The organism is Duganella sp. Dugasp78 (assembly GCF_059491455.1).
The window spans coordinates 3,745,474-3,763,105 of sequence record NZ_CP168506.1 but is presented as its reverse complement, the minus strand read 5'-3'; the positions used below and the strand labels follow the sequence as shown (position 1 = coordinate 3,763,105).

15 protein-coding genes are annotated in these 17,632 nt (G+C 66.1%); 4 read left to right on the top strand and 11 right to left on the bottom strand.

From position 1 onward, the window contains the following. Positions 1–148: 148 nt before the first annotated feature. The gene (locus tag ACEN9O_RS16725; protein WP_495612990.1) at positions 149–2,428 is read right to left on the bottom strand and encodes a CHASE2 domain-containing protein; all 2,280 of its coding nucleotides are present in this window, start codon (positions 2,426–2,428) and stop codon (positions 149–151) included. An 18-nt stretch (positions 2,429–2,446) separates the two neighbouring features. Next, on the bottom strand, positions 2,447–4,063 hold the full coding sequence (locus ACEN9O_RS16720; protein WP_495612989.1) for an HD domain-containing phosphohydrolase: 1,617 nt from the start codon (positions 4,061–4,063) through the stop codon (positions 2,447–2,449). Positions 4,064–4,275: 212 nt separating this feature from the next. On the opposite strand from ACEN9O_RS16720, the gene ACEN9O_RS16715 reads away from it, so the two are divergent. Both ACEN9O_RS16715 and ACEN9O_RS16710 read left to right on the top strand, forming a co-directional pair. After that, positions 4,276–5,172, top strand: a complete 897-nt coding sequence (locus tag ACEN9O_RS16715; protein ID WP_495612988.1) for an MBL fold metallo-hydrolase — start codon at positions 4,276–4,278, stop codon at positions 5,170–5,172. An 11-nt stretch (positions 5,173–5,183) separates the two neighbouring features. Beyond that, positions 5,184–7,541, top strand: a complete 2,358-nt coding sequence (locus ACEN9O_RS16710) for an ATPase, T2SS/T4P/T4SS family (RefSeq protein ID WP_495612987.1) — start codon at positions 5,184–5,186, stop codon at positions 7,539–7,541. Here ACEN9O_RS16710 and ACEN9O_RS16705 read toward each other — a convergent pair. From ACEN9O_RS16705 to ACEN9O_RS16685, 5 genes are all read right to left on the bottom strand, one after another. Further along, positions 7,534–7,998: a GNAT family N-acetyltransferase gene (locus ACEN9O_RS16705; RefSeq protein ID WP_495612986.1), complete on the bottom strand. Its 465-nt coding sequence runs from the start codon at positions 7,996–7,998 to the stop codon at positions 7,534–7,536. The two genes, ACEN9O_RS16710 and ACEN9O_RS16705, sit on opposite strands and share 8 nt — an antisense overlap. Before the next feature lie 10 nt (positions 7,999–8,008). Then, positions 8,009–8,803, bottom strand: a complete 795-nt coding sequence (locus tag ACEN9O_RS16700; protein ID WP_495612985.1) for a metallophosphoesterase — start codon at positions 8,801–8,803, stop codon at positions 8,009–8,011. A gap of 130 nt (positions 8,804–8,933) precedes the next feature. Then, on the bottom strand, positions 8,934–11,393 hold the full coding sequence (locus ACEN9O_RS16695; protein ID WP_495612984.1) for an MASE4 domain-containing protein: 2,460 nt from the start codon (positions 11,391–11,393) through the stop codon (positions 8,934–8,936). 100 nt (positions 11,394–11,493) lie between these two features. Continuing rightward, entirely contained in the window at positions 11,494–12,282 is a 789-nt protein-coding gene (locus tag ACEN9O_RS16690) for a LytR/AlgR family response regulator transcription factor (protein WP_495612983.1), read from the bottom strand. After that, positions 12,279–13,361 carry a sensor histidine kinase gene (locus ACEN9O_RS16685; RefSeq protein ID WP_495612982.1) on the bottom strand — a complete coding sequence of 361 codons (1,083 nt, stop codon included), beginning with the start codon at positions 13,359–13,361 and terminating at the stop codon, positions 12,279–12,281. The genes ACEN9O_RS16690 and ACEN9O_RS16685 overlap by 4 nt, the downstream gene beginning before the upstream one ends. Before the next feature lie 211 nt (positions 13,362–13,572). Here ACEN9O_RS16685 and ACEN9O_RS16680 point away from each other — a divergent pair, with 211 nt between their 5' ends. After that, positions 13,573–14,415, top strand: coding sequence for a DUF2306 domain-containing protein (locus ACEN9O_RS16680; protein ID WP_495612981.1), 843 nt, complete (start codon positions 13,573–13,575; stop codon positions 14,413–14,415). On the opposite strand, the gene ACEN9O_RS16675 is transcribed toward ACEN9O_RS16680, so the two are convergent. Next, on the bottom strand, positions 14,412–14,867 hold the full coding sequence (locus ACEN9O_RS16675) for a nuclear transport factor 2 family protein (protein ID WP_495612980.1): 456 nt from the start codon (positions 14,865–14,867) through the stop codon (positions 14,412–14,414). The genes ACEN9O_RS16680 and ACEN9O_RS16675 overlap by 4 nt on opposite strands. A gap of 72 nt (positions 14,868–14,939) precedes the next feature. Here ACEN9O_RS16675 and ACEN9O_RS16670 point away from each other — a divergent pair, with 72 nt between their 5' ends. Beyond that, entirely contained in the window at positions 14,940–15,539 is a 600-nt protein-coding gene (locus ACEN9O_RS16670; RefSeq protein ID WP_495612979.1) for a TetR/AcrR family transcriptional regulator, read from the top strand. Here ACEN9O_RS16670 and ACEN9O_RS16665 read toward each other — a convergent pair. From ACEN9O_RS16665 to ACEN9O_RS16655, 3 genes are read right to left on the bottom strand one after another with little or no spacing between them, the layout of a single operon-like run. Then, positions 15,516–15,902: a hypothetical protein gene (locus tag ACEN9O_RS16665; RefSeq protein ID WP_495612978.1), complete on the bottom strand. Its 387-nt coding sequence runs from the start codon at positions 15,900–15,902 to the stop codon at positions 15,516–15,518. The two genes, ACEN9O_RS16670 and ACEN9O_RS16665, sit on opposite strands and share 24 nt — an antisense overlap. A gap of 41 nt (positions 15,903–15,943) precedes the next feature. After that, positions 15,944–16,954 carry an inorganic phosphate transporter gene (locus ACEN9O_RS16660; protein WP_117014909.1) on the bottom strand — a complete coding sequence of 337 codons (1,011 nt, stop codon included), beginning with the start codon at positions 16,952–16,954 and terminating at the stop codon, positions 15,944–15,946. Positions 16,955–16,985: 31 nt separating this feature from the next. Then, on the bottom strand, positions 16,986–17,612 hold the full coding sequence (locus tag ACEN9O_RS16655; RefSeq protein WP_495612977.1) for a DUF47 domain-containing protein: 627 nt from the start codon (positions 17,610–17,612) through the stop codon (positions 16,986–16,988). Between the last annotated feature and the right edge of the window lie 20 nt (positions 17,613–17,632).

Genomic DNA, 17,632 nt, shown 5'->3' with positions numbered 1-17,632 from the left:
AATAGCCACGAGGAAACTAATATTCCCCTAAGTGTAGCCTTCTTTGTCGAGGCTGCCACGTTTTTTTTCCTGCCTGGAGGACAGTTTTTCCCTGGCTGTGGCTAGATTGCGCCTTTATTATTTCGCCTTCATGATTGAGCTTTTCCAACTATTTGGTTTCAAACGTGGTGACGCCGTCCCAGTCCGCGCCGGGAGGATGAGTTCGGTAATAGGCAATGCGTTCAGTATATAAGGAATACAGGCTGCGGTCAGGCAATAATGCCCTCAACTCAACAATTATCGCCATTGCCTGATCCCATTGTTGCGCGCGCACGGCAGCCAGCGCGCTGTGCCAGCGATCCAGCTCGCTGCGGGTGGCGGGATCCAGATCCTTGTCCAGGACAATTGGCTCGAAAATCGCGACCGGTTCGTTCTTGCCCTTGACCCGCACCAGGTCCAGCTCGCGGTAGGCGTACTCCGGCGCGGCGGCGCGGGTGGCCTCGCCGACCGCGATGCCGACCCCGTACACCTTGGTGATGCCCTCCAGCCGCGAGCCCAGGTTCACGGCGTCGCCCATGACGGTGTAGGCGCGGCGGATTTTCGAGCCCATGTCGCCCACGTGCATCAGGCCGGAATTGAGGCCGATGCCGATCTTCAGCGGCGGCCAGCCGCGCGCGATGAAGTCCTCGTTGAGGCGGTGGGCGCTGGCCTGCATCAGCAGCGAGGTGGCGACCGCGCGGCTGGCGTGGTCGGCAAACGCCACCGGCGCGCCCCAGAAGGCCATGACGGCGTCGCCGATATACTTGTCGAGCGTGCCGCGGTGGCTGTCGCGGATGTCTTCCGACATCGCCGTCAGGTACAGGTTGATGTACTCGCGCAGCTGCTTGGGCGTCAGCCCTTCGGAGATGGTGGTGAAGCCGCGCACGTCGACGAACAGCACGGTCAGCTCGCGGCTTTCGCCGTCCATATTGTATTTTTCCGGATCGTCGGCCATCTCGGCCACCAGCTCGGGCGCCACGTATTCGCCGAAGCGCGACACCAGCGCCTGCCCCTTCCGGACCTCGAAGAAATAGCCCCAGGCCACGTTGAGCACGAACACGGCGGCCACCACGATCAGCTGCATCGCCAGGTTGTAGATCAGGTCGAGCGAGGCGTATTCGTAGTAGTTCAGGCCGAAGCTGGCGGCCAGCACCAACACGCCCAGCAGGATGGAGCGCAGCGGCGACAGCGCGGCCAGCGCAAAGCTGAGCACCAGGCCGATCGCCAGGATCTGCCCGGCCTCCAGCGTGAAGGCATAGTAGGGCCGCGATTTGAAGCGGTTGTCGAGGATGGACTTGATGATGTTGGCGTGGATTTCCACGCCCGGATATTCGGCCTTGACCGGCGTCGCGCGCAGGTCCACCAGGCCGGGCGCGGTGGTGCCGATCAGCACGGCCGTGCCCTTGAGCAGCGCGACCGGCGCGCGCCCGGTCAGCACGTCGGCCGCCGACACGTAGCGGAAGGCGCCGCCGTCGCGGCCGCCGGTGCCGCGGAACTGCACGACCGTGCTCATCGCCTCGCCAACCGGGATCACGCGCTGCTTGCGGTCCGGCAGCAGGATGGTCAGGGCGTCGTAGCCGCCGCTGTCGAGCTGGTTCTGCGACAGCTGGTCCACCGATTCCGTCAGCAGCGGCTTGATCGCCCGCGCGCCCAGGTACAGCCCGGCCGTGGCCACCGACAGCGAGGGATAGTATTTATCGCCGACCTGCTGGATCAGATAAGCTGAGCGGACGATGCCGTCCGGGTCGGTGGAGACGGAAAAACTGCCGCCGCCGGCCGCGGCCCGTTGCAGCACCGGCACATTGGCCTCGTAGCCGGGCGCGTTGTAGGCGGTCAGTTCGCGGCCGTTCAGGTCGCGCTCGGTGAACAGCGGCTTGGGCAGCTCGCCCTTGACCTGGTCCGGCGACAGGTTGAAGCCCAGGATCACCGGCTGCCCGGCCAGCGCGGCGGCGAACAGGCCGTCGTAGTCCAGCGAAGGTTTCAGTTCAGCCAGCTTCTGCCGCAGCGCCGGCACGTCGCTCAATTCCTTGTTGGACAGCTTCTCCAGCACGCCGTAGCCGGAACTGGTGTCCGGCTCGGGGAAGGAAATATCGTAGCCGACCGCCTTGACCTGGTAGTGGCCGGTCAGCTGCGAGATCAGCCGGGCCTGGACGTTGCGGCTCCACGGGAAGCGGCCGAACTCGGTCAGCGCCTGACCGTCGATGTCGACGATGACAATGCGCGGATCCAGCACCGGCGCCTCCAGCTTCATGCGCTCGCCGGCCAGCAGGTTGTCGAGGCGGGCCACGGTCTCGCTCTCCCAGATGTTGAGCGCGTACAGCACGCCGGCGGTCGTGATGAGCACGCCCAACAGCCAGCGCGGGCCGTACTTCAGCAGGGTCTTGGTCCACTTGGCGGGGATCAGGCGCACGCGCGCTCCTTCCGGGGGTTAGGGCGTGAAACCGGGGATCTTGGATTCGTCGATGACGTCGATCTGCTTTTCGTCCATGTTCTTGTGGGCGAACTCCAGGTAGATCTTGTTGCGGATGAAGATGTCGAACAGGTCGGGATCGATGTGGCCGTTGAGCGAGAAGTTGCCGAGGATGCGCAGGGACTCCGACAGCATCTTACCTTTTTTGTACGGCCGGTCCTTGGCGGTCAGCGCCTCGAAGATGTCGGCGATCGCCATCACCCGCGCCTGGATCGACATCTGCTCCTTGGTCAGCCCGCGCGGGTAGCCCTTGCCGTCCATGCGCTCATGGTGGCCGCCGGCGTATTCCGGCACGTTCTTCAGGTGCTTGGGCCACGGCAGCGCCTCCAGCATGCGGATCGACATCGAGATGTGGTTGTTGATGATCTTGCGCTCGGTGTCGGTCAGCGTGCCGAACTTGATGGTCAGGTTCATCAGCTCGTCGGCGTTGAAGAAGTCCTGCTCGACGCCGTCCACGCCGACCCAGCGGCGCTGGCCGATGCGCTGCACGCGCTCCTGGTCCTCCGTCTTCATGCCCTCGCCGCCGACGTTGGCGACGCGGATGAAGTCGCGCTCCTCGCGCAGCGTGGCCTGCAGCTGCGCCAGTTCCGCATCGATCGCGCCGTGGTCGCCGCCGGCCAGCTTGCGCTTGAGCGCGTCGATCTCGGCGTCGCGCAGCAGCACTTCGAAACGGGTGTCGATCTGGGCGATGCGGTCGAAGATGGTTTCCAGCTTGGTGGCCTTGTCGACCACGTGCACCGGCGTGGTGATCTTGCCGCAGTCGTGCAGCAGGCCGGCCAGCCACAGTTCCTTGCGGTCGGCGTCGTTCATGCGGAAATCGGCCATCGGGCCGGTCTCGGTGTTGTGCACGGCCTCGGCCAGCATCATCGTCAGTTCCGGCACGAACTGGCAGTGGCGGCCCGTGTACGGCGATTTTTCATCGATGCCGATGTTGATCAGGTTGACCAGGGATTCCAGCAGCTCTTCCAACTGGGCGATCAGGCGCTGGTGGGTCAGCGCCACGGCGGCCTGCGCCGCCAGCGCCTCGATGAAGCGCTGGTCGGTCTGGCTGAAGGCGCGGATCGCGCCGGTGTCGCTGTCCTTGGCGTTGATCAGCTGCAGCACGCCGACCAGCTCGCCCTCGTGGTCGCTCATCGGCACCGTCAGGAACGATTGCGAATGGTAGTGGCGCAGCTGGTCGAACTTGACCATGCCGGAGAAGTTGAACACGTCCGCCTTGTAGACGTCCTCGATGTTGACCGACAGGCCGAAGTGCGCCGCGTAGGCCGCCACCGAACCCAGGTTTTTCTCGCCGTTCTCGTCAAACAGGGGCACGCCGGGCGCGGTGATCGGCTCGCCATTGATGCCGCCTTGATGTGTATTAAGGGTGTCGTTGATCAGGATCGTAAAATCGAGGTAACGCTTGTCCTCGCTGGGCCGGTACAGCGTACCGCCGTCGGCGTTGGTCATACTCTTGGCAACGATCAGGATACGCTCGAGCAGCGTATCGGTGTCGTGGCTGCTGCCCAGCTGGACGCTCAGTTCCGTCAGCTGGTCGAGCCGCTGCGAGATCTGCGTTTGGTTCAACTCTTGCATGGTTGTTTTTTCAATACCTGTTGTATGGGCTTGTGCCGGCCGTCAGGCGTCCGGGCGCACTTTCGAAGTGTATCGCTAGCATAAGCTGTTGTACATCGGCAAATGACCCACGACACAAAATTAGCGTCGGCAGTGTCGGGTTTTTCCCTGTTGCCGAAAAAAAAAGCTATCATCGACCGCAGCATCCGGCAAAAAAAGAACAGGGACTGAGTATGAAATTTATTTTTTGGGGAGTGCGCGGTTCCATTCCCTCGCCCGGCCCGCGCACCGCGCGTTATGGCGGCAACACCACCTGCATCGAAGTCCGCACCGACAACGACACCCTGATCGTCATCGACGGCGGCACCGGCATCTTTTCGCTGGCCCAATCCCTGTTGCAAAACAAAAAAACCCCGGTCCACGCCAACATCTTCATCACCCACAGCCACTGGGACCACATCCACGGCCTGCCCTTCTTCACGCCGCTGTTCGTGCGCGACAGCCGCGTGCGCCTGCACGGCGTGACCGACCCCGTGACCGGCAACGGCATCGAGCACGTGATGGGCGTACAGTTGCAAAACAGCTATTTCCCGGTCAGCGAGACCCAGATGGACGCCACCATCGAATACCAGACCCTCGCCATCGGCGAGCCGATCCAGGTCGGCGACGCCACCGTGCACAACGTGGTGATGAACCACCCGGTGACCGACCTCGGCTACCGCATCGAGTGCCACGGCAAATCGATGTTCTTCACCGGCGACCACGAGCCGCACTACAACATCCATCCGCCCGGCCACCCGGAACACGCCGCCTACCAGCAATGGATGACGGAGCGCAACGCCGCCATCGACGCCGTGGCGCACGGGGTGGACGCCCTGATCGTCGACTGCTCCTACACCCGCGAGGAATACCCGGCCAAGCAGGGCTGGGGCCACGGCACCTTCGATTCCGCGTTCGCCATGGCGCTGCGCACCGGCGCCAAAGCGTTATACTGCACCCATCATGAACCGACCCGCAGCGACGACGAACTCGAAGCCGTGTTCGCCGACGTGATGGCACGCCACGCGCCGCTGCCGGGCGGCCTGAAGGTCTTCCTCGCTTATGAAGGCATGGAAGTTCTACTGACCTAGCGAAAGCGATCATGAACGACGCCGGCCACCCCAGTCCACACCCCAGCGATGTCGACCTGCGGCTGGCGTTCTTCCAGAAACTGCAAACGGTCACCACCAAGATCCACGCCACCAGCAACCTGGACGAGATCATGCTCGACCTCGGCATGGAGTTCTGCGACCTGTTCAACTGCGACCGCTTCACGCTGTACGCGATGGACCATGAAAAGGACTACATCGTCTCCAAGGTCAAGACCGGGCTCACCTCGTTCCGCGACCTCAAGCTGGCGGTGACGCCGGCCTCGATCGCCGGCTACGTCGCGCTGACCCGCAAGACCATCAACATCGCCGACGTCTACGACCAGGCCGAGCTGGCGCGCTACTCGCCGGAGCTGCGCTTCCAGCAGGGCGTGGACCAGCGCACCGGCTACCGCACCAAGCAGATGCTGGTGGCGCCGCTGATCGCGGTGCAGTCGCGCGAGCTGCTGGGGGTGGTCCAGTTCATCAACAACCGCGACCGCGCGCCCTTCTCCACCATCGCCGAGGCCGGTGTCAAGGAACTGTGCGAGACCCTGTCCGTGGCCTTCAGCCAGCGCATGAAGCCGCCACAGATGGTACGCACCAAATATGACGGCCTGGTGACGGACGCGGTGCTGTCGGCGGCCGAGCTGGAGCTGGCCACGCGCTCGGCCCGCAAGAAGGAGCACGACATCGAGGACGTGCTGATCGACGAATTCCAGGTCAAGCTGGCGGCCATCGGCGCCTCGCTGGAGCGGCACTTCGGCGTGCCCTACGAGCACTTCAAGCCGGACCGCATCAAGCCGGTCGAACTGCTGCGCAACCTGAAGCGCCAGTACATCGAGGAATCCGGCTGGATGCCGCTGGAGGACGGCAAGGAAGGCATGCTGGTGGTGGCGCTGGACCCGGAGCGGGTGGCCAACATCCACATCGTCAGCCAGATCTTCCCCAAGGCCAAGCCGGTGTTCCGCGTGACCAGCAACCGCGAGTTCCGCATGATGGTCGAGCACTTCTTCGGCGCGGCCGGCGACAGCGGCAGCGTCGGCGAACTGTTGTCCGGCATGGATGACGACGGCGACGACAGCGACGGCGGCCCGGTCGAGGTGTCGGAGGCGGTCGAGAACGAGCTGGTCAAGCTGCTCAACAAGATCATCGTCGACGCCTACCGCCAGGGCGTGTCGGACATCCACATCGAACCGCTGCCCGGCAAGGGCAAGACCGGCATCCGCTTCCGCAAGGACGGCACGCTGGTGCCCTACATCGAGATCCCCGCCGCCTACCGCAGCGCGCTGGTGGCGCGGGTGAAGATCATGTGCGACCTCGACATCTCCGAGCGCCGCAAGCCGCAGGACGGCAAGATCAAGTTCAAGAAATACGGCCCGCTGGACATCGAGCTGCGGGTGGCGACCATCCCCTCGTCGGGCGGGGTCGAGGACATTGTCATGCGCATCCTGGCGGCCGGCGAGCCCATCCCGCTCGACAAGCTGGGCGTGCTGCCGTTCAACCTGGAGCGCCTGCGCGCCACCATCGAGAAACCGTATGGCCTGTTTTTCGTCTGCGGCCCGACCGGCTCCGGCAAGACCACCACGCTGCACTCGGTGCTGAACTACCTGAACACGCCGGACACCAAGATCTGGACCGCCGAGGACCCGGTCGAGATCACGCAGAAGGGCCTGCGCCAGGTGCAAGTCAACCGCAAGGCCGGGCTGGACTTCGCCACCGTGATGCGGGCCTTCCTGCGCGCCGACCCGGACATCATCATGGTCGGCGAGATGCGCGACAAGGAAACCGTGGGCATGGGCATCGAGGCCTCATTGACGGGCCACCTGGTGTTCGCCACGCTGCACACCAACAGCGCGCCGGAATCCATCGTGCGGCTGCTGGACATGGGCATGGACCCGTTCAACTTCGCCGACGCGCTGCTGGGCATCCTGGCGCAGCGGCTGGCCAAGCGCCTGTGCGGCAACTGCAAGCAGGCCTACCAGCCGAGTGAAGAGGAGCTGAACCTGCTGCTGACGGAGTTCTGCGAGGAGCTGCTCAACACCGAGGGCTTCATCCGGGACGGCGCCGCCGGCCGCGCCGCCGTGCTGGCCGGCTGGCGCCAGCGCTACGCCAGGGACGGCAAGTTCACGCTATACCGCGCGGTCGGCTGCGACGAGTGCAACAAGGGTTACAAGGGCCGGGTCGGCCTGCACGAGCTGATGATAGGCAGCGACAAGGTCAAGAAGCTGCTGCAGGAACACGCGCGCGTCGCCCAGCTGCTGGCCGCCGCGCTGGAGGACGGCATGCTGACGCTGAAGATGGACGGCATCGAGAAAGTCCTGCTGGGCATCACCGACATCAAGATGGTGCGGGCGGTCTGCATCAAGTAGGCAGCTGCTTTTCAAAGCAGACCGCCAGCGGGTTGCCGATGTACTTGCCGTAGTTGGCGATGCGGCGGTAGCCGTGCGCCTCGTAGAAGTCGACTGCGCGGCGGTTGACCAGGCGCGTCTCCAGCCACAGCGCCTGGTAGCCCAGCGCCACCGCCTCGTCCTCCAGGAAACGCAGCACCGCGCTGCCGACGCCGCTGGTGCCGTGGCGCGCGTACATGCGCTTGATCTCGGCCACGCCCGGCTCTAGCGGCCGCAGCTCGCCGCAGCCCAGGGCCGCGCCGGCGCTGTCGCGCGCCACCACGAAGCAGCCCGCCGGGCCGCAGACGTCTTCGATGTCGAAGGAGGACCGGCCGCTGTCGCCGGTGATCGATTCCAGCGCGGTCGACAACTCCTCCATCAACAACAGGGAGTCGCGGGCGGTGGGATCTTCGGTCTGGAGTTGGATATGGGTATGCATGGTGGGCAAATTATTGCACAGTACAGATCACCAGTTCGGGATTGGCGTTGATGCGCACCGGAATGCGGCTGCACCCCACGCCGCGACTGACGATCAGCTCGCCATTACCGCTCACCGGGAAGCGTCCATAATGATAGGGACGCGACAGCGGGCCGGCCGGCAGCACCAGCGGCGTGCCGTCGCGCAGCGCGATCTGGCCGCCGTGCGTGTGGCCGGCGAAGGCGACGTCGTAGCGCTGGCCGGCCAGCTCCAGCAGGCCGTCCGGCGCGTGCATCAGCAGCACCCGCACGTCGCCGGCACCGGCAAAGGTGGCGGCGACGTCGGGCTCTCCGGTCCAGGGGTCGTCCATGCCGCAGATCGAGACATTGCCGAACGGCGCGGGCAGCGCCACGGCGCGGTTGACCAGCATGTGCACACCCGCCGCCTCGAACCGGCGGCAGATCTCGCCGTCGTCGGTCGACAGGTCGTGGTTGCCCAGCACGGCAAACTTGCCCAGCGGCGGACGGCAGGCCGCCAGCGCCGGGCACAGCACGGCGACATTGGCGGCCGGGCCGGACACGTAGTCGCCGCCCATCAGCAGCACGTCCGGCTGCTCGGCGGCGATGCGGGCGAACAGGTCGTCGAAGATGCCGGCGTGGGTCGGCGGGCCGGCGTGGAAATCGGAGGCAAACGCGATCTTGAGCGGACGCGGCAGGCGCCGGCCGGGCGCCAGCGTGAGCGCGTGGCGGGTCACGCCCAGGCGGCCGTGCAAGCGGCTGTGATAGCTCAGCGCGCTCACCACGCCCCCCATCAGGACAACATTCATCAACGCTGTCAGCTTGCTACGGTGCGGTGAAAAACGCTTGCTGCGGGGAACTTTCATGGGGAGGAACAATCAAACGGGTAAAGAGGCGGCATGATAGCCTATTTGCGCCGCCCCAGGCCGGCCCGGCCGGCTACAGGCTGCGGCTGGCGCTCTGTTGCGACTGCAGCAGCGCCGCGTTCAGCGCCGCGGTAAATTCATCCAGGTTCAGCGGCTTGGTCAGGTAGCTCATGAAGCCCTCCTGCCGGCTGCGCGCGACATCGTGCGACATCGCATTGGCCGACAGCGCGATCACCGGAATCGCCTGCGTGACCGGGTCGGCCCTGAGCAGCCGCATCGCTTCGTTGCCGCTCATGCCGGGCAGGTTGATATCCATCAGGATCACGTCCGGCCGCTGCTCGCGCGCCAGCCGCAGGCCGGTGCTGGCCTCGGTGGCGCTCAACAGCCTGAGGTCGCCGCGAAAACCGATCAATTCCCGCACCAGCAGCAGGTTGGCCGGATTGTCCTCCACGTACAGCAGGCTGCGCTGCCCGGCGCCGGCGGCGACACGCAGTTCCGGCGGCACCACCTGGCTGAAGGCGGCGGGCACGCGGTGCGCGGCGGCCGCCTTCAGCTCGATCCAGAACACGCTGCCCTCGCCCACCGTGCTGCTCACGCCGATGGTGCCGCCCATCATTTCAACCAGGCGCTGGGTCATCACCAGGCCGATGCCGGTGCCCTCCTCGCTGGACGCTTCGCGCCCCAGGCGGTTGAAGGGCTGGAACAGCTGGGCGAGCTGGGCTTGCGTGAGCCCCTCGCCGCCGTCCTGGATCGCGATGCGGGTGCGCTCCGGCGACAGGGCGACGCAGGTCACGCTGATCAGTCCGCCCTTGCGGTTGTACTTGACCGCATTGCTCAGCAGGTTGAGCAGCACCTGCTTCAGGCGCGTGTGGTCGGCCTGCACATACATGCCGGGGTCGAGCACGAAGCGCAGGCGCAGCTCGCGGTTGTCGGCCAGCGGCCCTATCATGTGCTGGCAGGTGCCCATCATCTCCTCCAGCTCGACCGCCTCGACCGACAGCGACAGCGTGCCCGACTCGACCTTGGCCAGGTCCAGCACCTCATTGATCAGCACCAGCAAATGCTTGCCGGCCTTGAGGATGTGCTGCATGAATTCACGCCGCTTCTCCGGCGTCACCGGCATATTGTCGGCCACCAGGATCTGCGCGAAGCCGAGGATGGCGTTGAGCGGCGTGCGCAGCTCGTGGCTCATGTTGGCCAGAAAGGTCGACTTGGCCTGGTTGGCCTGCTCGGCGTTGATCTGCGCGCGCCGCAGCTCGGCCACGAACTGCTTGCGTTCGCTGATATCGGCCAGCACCACCACCGACTGCCGCATGCCGTGCACCTCGAAGTCGTTCATCGCCAGTTCCAGCGGCAGGTGGCGGCCGTCGCGGTGCAGGCCGTCGACCTCGCCGTCGCGGATGAAGGCGTGCTCGCTGTCGGCCGCCAGTTCCGGTATCAGCCGCGAGATGTGGCGCCCCACCACGTCCGCCGCGCTGTAGCCGAACACCTTGGCCAGCGCCGGATTGGCGCTCATCACCAGGCCGGCGGCGTCGGTGGTGAGCACGCAGTCGGCGATGTTGTGCACCACCGCGCGGATTTCCTCTTCCTTGAAGTGCAGCTCCTCCAGCGCTTTCGCGTACTGCGTGGCGCGCTGCTCGTTTTGCAGGTTCAGGCTGTGCAGGTCGGCGCCGCGCTGGAGTGCGTGCTCATGCGAGGCCACCAGCCGCGCGAACAGCTTGTTGCTCTCCAATAGCAGCACGATCAGCACGCAGCTGGCGGCGAACAGGCCGTAGATGCGGCCGGCGTACCAGCCGACGTCGTAGCGGCCGGCGTTGAGCACCGCCGACAGGCCGATGTCGCACAGCCAGGCCGCCATCACCACGCCCAGCCACAGGTCCAGCAGCGAACGGGTGGAATAGCGCCACAACACCGCCAGCGCGACCACGCTGGCGCCCCAGGTGGACGCCAGCACGATGCGGCCGGCCAGCGTGTAGTGGCCGGCTTCCAGAATCGGCGGCAGCAGGTCGTGGCCCATCGTGCACAGCAGGGTGAATCCGGCCACGGCCAGCAGCACCGCGGCGATCGCCCACAGCGCGGCCCAAGGTGGCATGGCTGGCGCGTGCGGCCGCTGGCGTTCGCGATGACCCAGCAACGCATAGGCCGTCACGCACAGGGGGAAGCCGGCGTGCCAGAAGACATATAGCCAGGCCGTGGCCTGGCTATGCCCGCCCAGCCAGCCGCCGGGCGAAAACACCCCCGGGAAGCTCAGCATGTGCGGCACGGTGAGCATGGCGGTGAACAGGTAGCCGCCGGCCAGCACCAGCAGCGATCTCGAGCGCAGGATGCTGAAGTGCCCGAACAGCATGACGGCGGTGATCAGGTCGTTGAGCAGCAGGCTCGATTCATAGATGGGGATAAAGGCGGCCAGCGGCGCCAGCGGCACCTGGACGTAGGGCAGCAACGCGCAGAACACCAGCGCCGAGACGAGCGTCAGCACCAGCGCGCGCTGGCGCGCCGGCCGGTCCGCTACCATCAGTGGCAGCAATGGCAAGTTTGCTGCCGGCGACGTATCCGTCATTCATCCTCCCCAGTGGCTGCCGACCTTTCAGGCTGCAAGCCATATTGTACATCCGCGCTTGTGTCCGCCAGGCTCACATCTGGCGGAACAGGTGCAGATAGCTGCGGCTTACCGACAACACGTCGTGGCGACGCTTCAGATGGATCTGCGCGGTTTCGTTGTCGCCGCGTATCACATGGCTGATCGCGCCCAGGTTGACCACCACCGAGCGGTGCACCTGGGCGAAGCGCTGCGCATCGAGCTGGGCCAGCAGTTCTTTCAGCGGCGTACGGATCAGCGCCTCGCCCGGCTTGCCCTGGTCGCCGCGCCAGGCCACCAGCGTGTACTTCTCATCGGCGCGCAAGAAGTCGATCTCGTCGACGGCGATCATGCACAGCGCCTGCCCCACCTGCGCGCGTATCCAGCGCAGCGGCGGCGGCCCTGCCGGCGTCGACAGCTGCGCCGACAACTGCGCCAGCAGCCGCGCCAGGTCCGGCGCCGGCAGGGTGTCGGCGCGCAGGCGCTGCTGCAGGCGCGCCACCGTCTCGGCCAGCCGCGCCGCCTCCACCGGCTTGACCAGATAGTCGAGCGCGCCCTGCTCGAAGGCCTGGATCGCGTACTCGGTGTGGGCGGTGACGAACACCAGGTGGGCGCGGCTGCCGATCCGCATTGCCGCCTCCACGCCCGACAGGCCCGGCATGTGCACGTCGAGAAAACAGATGTCGGGCTGCAGCGCGTCGAACTGTTCGACCGCCTCGCGGCCGTTGCGCGCCTGCGCCACCACCTCCAGCTCGGGCCACGCTTGCGCCAGCAGGCGCGCCAGCGACTGCCGCAGCAGCGGCTCGTCGTCGGCGATCAGCGCGGTCGGCGCGCGCGCCGTCATCGGCTGGCCTCGCGCAGCGGCAGGTCGACCTCGGCGCAGACGCCGTGCGGCGCCACCGCGGTCAGCCGCAAGGCGGCGTCGGCGCCAAACACCAGCTGCAGGCGCTCGCGCAGTGTGGCCAGGCCGGTGCCCAGGCTGCCGCCACCCGCCTGCAGGCCGATGCCGGTGTCGGCCACCTGCGCCTGGCAGCGGCCGCCGCGCACAAGCACGCGGACGTCGATGCGGCCGCCCTCTTCGCTGGGATCGATGCCGTGACGGATCGCGTTCTCGACCAGCGTCAGCAAGGTGGTCGGCGGACACGGCAGCGGCAAGGCGGCGGCGTCGGCCGACAGCGTGAACTGCAAACGGTCGGGCATGCGCATATGCATCAGCTCCAGATAGGCGCGCACCAGCTGCAGCTCCTGCTCCACGCTCGTGACGGACTCGTGCAGGCGCGGCACCGCCGCGCGCAGATAGGCGATCAGGCTGCCCAGCACGGCCGACGCCTGCGGCGAGCCGGAGTCGACCAGCTCGCGCACATTGGCCAGCGTGTTGAACAGGAAGTGCGGCTCGACCTGGGCCTGCAGCAGGCGCAGCCGCGCATCCAGCGCCTGGCGCTCCAGTTCGCTGCGCTGCAGTTCGAAGCGCAGCGCCTGGTGGCGGGCCAGCGCGTCCTTTTGCCGCACCAGTGCGCCCAGCGCCATCCACGGCGCCAGCAGCACGCCGAGGACGGTAAAGGTCCAGAAGCCGCTGAGGCGTCCAGTGTCGTGCCAGAACGCGGGCGCGCCGGGCGCCGTCGACCACACGTAGATCGCGTACACGGCGACCGGCATGACGAAGGCCACGCCCATCACCTGCAGGGCCCAGCGCGCCAACCAGGGCGGCAGGCGGCGCGGCCATTGCTCGAACAGGCCGAACACCAGCATCGCCAGCAGGCCGAGCGACACGGCCCGCGCCATCAGCGGCCAGAAGCTGGACTGAAAGCCGAGACCGATCGGCAGCCCGATCGCGGCGGACGCGCACAGCGCGAAGCGCACGCGCCGCCAACCCAGCAGCAAGGCGAAACCGCGCGGCGGCGCGGCGGTCAGAGTAGTAGACATGGGCCGATTATAGCCCACGGATTTGGCGGAAATCGCGGCGTCGGCGCCGCTGTTTTGCGGACGCCGGCAGCCATCGTCGTTCGTCGGCGCCGGCCGTGCTTCGTCCGCAAAGGGTCGTCGTTCGTCGGATACGGCTGGCGCGCGCCGGTGCGTTCGGCCATATTCCACTGCGACGCCGGCCAACGGCGCAACACAAACAAGGAGGAGTGAGATGTCGGATACCCTGATGATGGATGGCGCCGTCCCCGCCGCGCGCGGCATGCGCGTGCGCGCCGGCCAGGCGCTGAAGGCCGCCGCCGCGTTCTGGTTCGCGGTGATGGTTGCAGGACAGGCGGTCTTCGCGGCCTATATCGTGTCGTTCTACGGCGGCGCGGTCGCGGCGGGCGACTGGACGCGCTGGAACAAGGTGCTGCTGGTCGGCTATGTTCAGGGCGACCGCGTGGGCAACGCCGCGCTGGCCGCGCATCTGGCGATCGCCGCGCTCGTCACGCTGGCCGGACCGTTGCAGTTGATCCCGGCGCTGCGGGCACGCTTCCCGGTATTCCACCGTTGGAACGGGCGCGTCTATGTCGCGGTCTCCATCGTCACCGCCATCGCCGGCGCCTACATGATCTGGACCCGCAACGCGGGCGGCGACATGATCCAGCGCTTGGGCACCACGCTAAACGCAGTGCTGATCGCACTGTGCGCCGTGATGGCGGTGCGCCATGCGCTCGCGCGCCGGCTGGACCTGCACCGGCGCTGGGCGCTGCGGCTGTTCCTGGTGGTCAGCGGCAGCTGGTTTTTCCGCGTCGGCCTGCTGTTCTGGATATTGGTCAATGGCGGCCCGGTCGGTTTCGATCCCAAGACCTTCACCGGCCCGGCGCTCAACATCCTGGTGTTCGGCGAATCGCTGCTGCCGCTGGCGCTGCTGGAGCTCTACCTGCGCGCTTGCGATGGCGGCCGGCCCGTCCACAAGCTGGCCACAGCGGCAGGCCTGACGCTGCTGACACTGGCGATGGCGGTGGGGATCTTCGGCGCCAGCATGGCCATGTGGCTGCCCCATATTTCCTAGACATCGCTGATCGGCGCGGCGGCCGCCTCGGCAATGCCGCTGGCGGCCATGCCGCGGCAGTAGCGCTCCAGTTTCGCGGTGTCGCAGTGGACCTCCAGCTTGTGCACGCGGCCCCAGCGCAATTCGAATTCATGCACGCCTTGGTTGGAGCCGGTGCTGCCGTCGGGCAGCGTGAAGCGGTCCTTCCACGTCACCGTGGCGACCGTGCGCCATGGCCAGCCGGTGACGGCGACGGCGTCGATCTCGAAGCGCAGGCCCGGCAGCAGCCGCGCCAGGCGCGCGTACCACTGCGCGGTCGACACCATCGTGCGGCGCTCGCCGGCCAGCGGATGGTGGCCGTGCATCACATGGCGGTGCGCGGCCGCGAACTGCGGCAGCACCCGCTCGTAGGCGCCGGCGTTGAGATCCCCGAAAGCACGCCGCAGCTTGCGGCCAACGATGAAGTGGTACATCTGCGCCCCCAATCTTTACACTGGAAAGATCTGTATAGTGCGTTTATATCTTTCTCATGTCAAGATGACTTTATGGCCACCAAGCCCTACCATCACGGCAATCTGCGCGACAGCCTGCTCGATGCCGCCGACACCCTGCTGACGCAGAATGGCGCGCAGGCGCTCACCTTGCGCGAAGTGGCCAAGGCGGCGGGGGTGTCGCACGCAGCGCCCTATCACCACTTCGCCAGCCGCGAACAGCTGCTGGCGGCGGTGGCGGCGCGCGCCTTCGCCGGGCTGGCGGCGGCCATGGCGGCGGCGGACCGCGACCACGCGCGCGCGCAAGGCGAGCGGCTGGTCGATATCTGCGAGGTGTATGTCGAATTTGCCCGCGCGCGGCCGGCGCAGTTCCGTTTGATGTTCGGTCCGATGCTGGCGCAGAAGTCCCGCTACCCGGATCTGAAGCAGGCGGCCGAGGGGGCGTTCAATGTGCTGGTCGCGGCGGCCACCGCTTTCGACGCGGCACGCGGCCCGGAACTGGCGCTGACCGGATGGAGCCTGGCGCACGGACTGGCCAACCTGGCGATCGACGAGGCGCTGACGGATTTGCCGATAGCGGTACCCGCGCCGTCGGTGCTGGCGCGCGCGATGGCGGCGCGGATGCTGGGCCTACAGGGCGGCGTCGGCCAATAGCTGCGGCTGCAGGGCGCGGATGCGCAGCTCGGTGAAGTAGCCGCCGGCCTCGTTGTAGCGCAGGTAGTGACGGCCACAGTTCAGGCAGCGCGCGACCTGGCTCAGGTTGCATGGATAGTAGCGCGGCGCGATGGGCGCCTCTTCGCTGTCGTAGCGCGTGCCGTGCGGGTGATATTCGGCGAAGGTTGGCTCGTCGTACGGGTCGTCCATCAGCGTGCCGACTTCCTCGAAGCGATCCAGCTCCAGCGACGCTGGCAAGCGCTGCCAGGCCGCCAGCGAAACGGTACTGCAACTACACGGCACAGTCACATCGGCAGAGGCCCGGGCCAACAACATCAACTGCGCAAAATCGATTTTCTGCATATTACTTCCATCAAAAAAGGGAGCCGAGGCTCCCTTGCTTGTTACATGATGTGGTGACCGACCCACCAGGCCAGCGCGGCCACGAAGGCCGAGGCCGGGATCGTGAACACCCAGGCCCACACGATATTGCCCGCCACGCCCCAGCGCACCGCCGACATCTTCTGCGCCGAACCAACGCCGACGATGGCGCCGGTGATGGTGTGCGTGGTCGACACCGGCACGCCGAAGTGCGAGGCGATCAGCAGGGTCAGCGCGCCGCCGGTTTCAGCGCAGAAGCCGCCCACCGGTTTGAGCTTGGTGATCTTCTGGCCCATGGTCTTGACGATGCGCCAGCCGCCGAACAGCGTGCCGAACGAGATCGCCGTGTAGCACGAGATCACCACCCACAGCGGCGGCGAGGCGTCGCCGGCCGGTACCTGGCCGACCGCGATCAGCAGCATCCAGATGATGCCGATGGTTTTCTGCGCATCGTTGCCGCCGTGGCCCAGGCTGTACGATGCGGCCGACACCAGTTGCAGGCGGCGGAACCACTTGTCGACCCGGCGCGGCGTCGAGCGCACAAAGATCCACGAGACGATCAGCATGATGATGGAGCCGAACACAAAGCCCATCAGCGGCGACAGGATGATCCACTGCACCGTCTTGAGCAGGCCGCCGCCGACCAGCGCGCCGGTGCCGGACTTGGCCACCGCGGCGCCGACCAGGCCGCCGATCAGCGCGTGCGACGACGACGATGGAATGCCGTAGTACCAGGTGAACAGGTTCCACGCGATGGCGCCGACCAGCGCGCCGAAGATCACATATTGATCGACGATGCCGGGATCGATGGTGCCCTTGCCCACCGTGGAGGCCACGTGCAGGCCGACCACGAAGATGGCGGTGAAGTTGAACAGCGCGGCCATGGCCACCGCCGTCTGCGGCTTGAGCACGCCGGTCGAGACCACGGTGGCGATCGCGTTGGCGGCGTCGTGGAAGCCGTTCATGAAGTCAAACACCAGCGCCAGGGCGATCAGGACGCCCAGCACGTAGATGCTGATTTGTAGGGTATGCATGTTGGACTATTCTTTTGTAGTTATGTATGCGTTACGCGTTTTCGACGATGATGCCTTCGATGATGTTGGCCACATCTTCGCAACGGTCGGTCACGGTTTCCAGGATCTCGTAGATGGCCTTCATCTTGATCAGGTTGCGCACGTCCGGTTCGTCGCGGAACAGCTTGGACATGGCGGCGCGCATCACGTGGTCGGCGTCCGATTCCAGGCGGTCGATCTCTTCGCAGATGGCAACGATCTGGCGCGAATTGTCCATGTTGTGCAGCAGGGCCACGGCGTCGCGCACCTTCTCGGCGCAGGCCAGCACCAGCTCGGCCAGGCGCTTGGCTTCCGGCGTGACCGAGTGCAGGTCGTACAGCGAGACGGTCTGGCCGGCGTCTTCCAGCAGATCGAGGATGTCGTCCATGCGGGTGATCAGCTTGTGGATGTCGTCGCGGTCGATCGGCGTGATGAAGGTCTTGTGCAGCAGGTCGACGGTGGCGTAGGTGATCTTGTCGGCCTGCTTTTCGATGCTCTCGATCGCGTGCACGCGATTTTCCAGATCGTCGAAATTGGACATCAGGCCCAGCATTTCTTTTGCACCTTTGACGCACAGCTCGGCGTGTTGGTTAAACAGGTCAAAAAATTTGCCCTCGGTGGGCATCAAACGTCCAAACATTTTATTCTCCGTTCCATTAA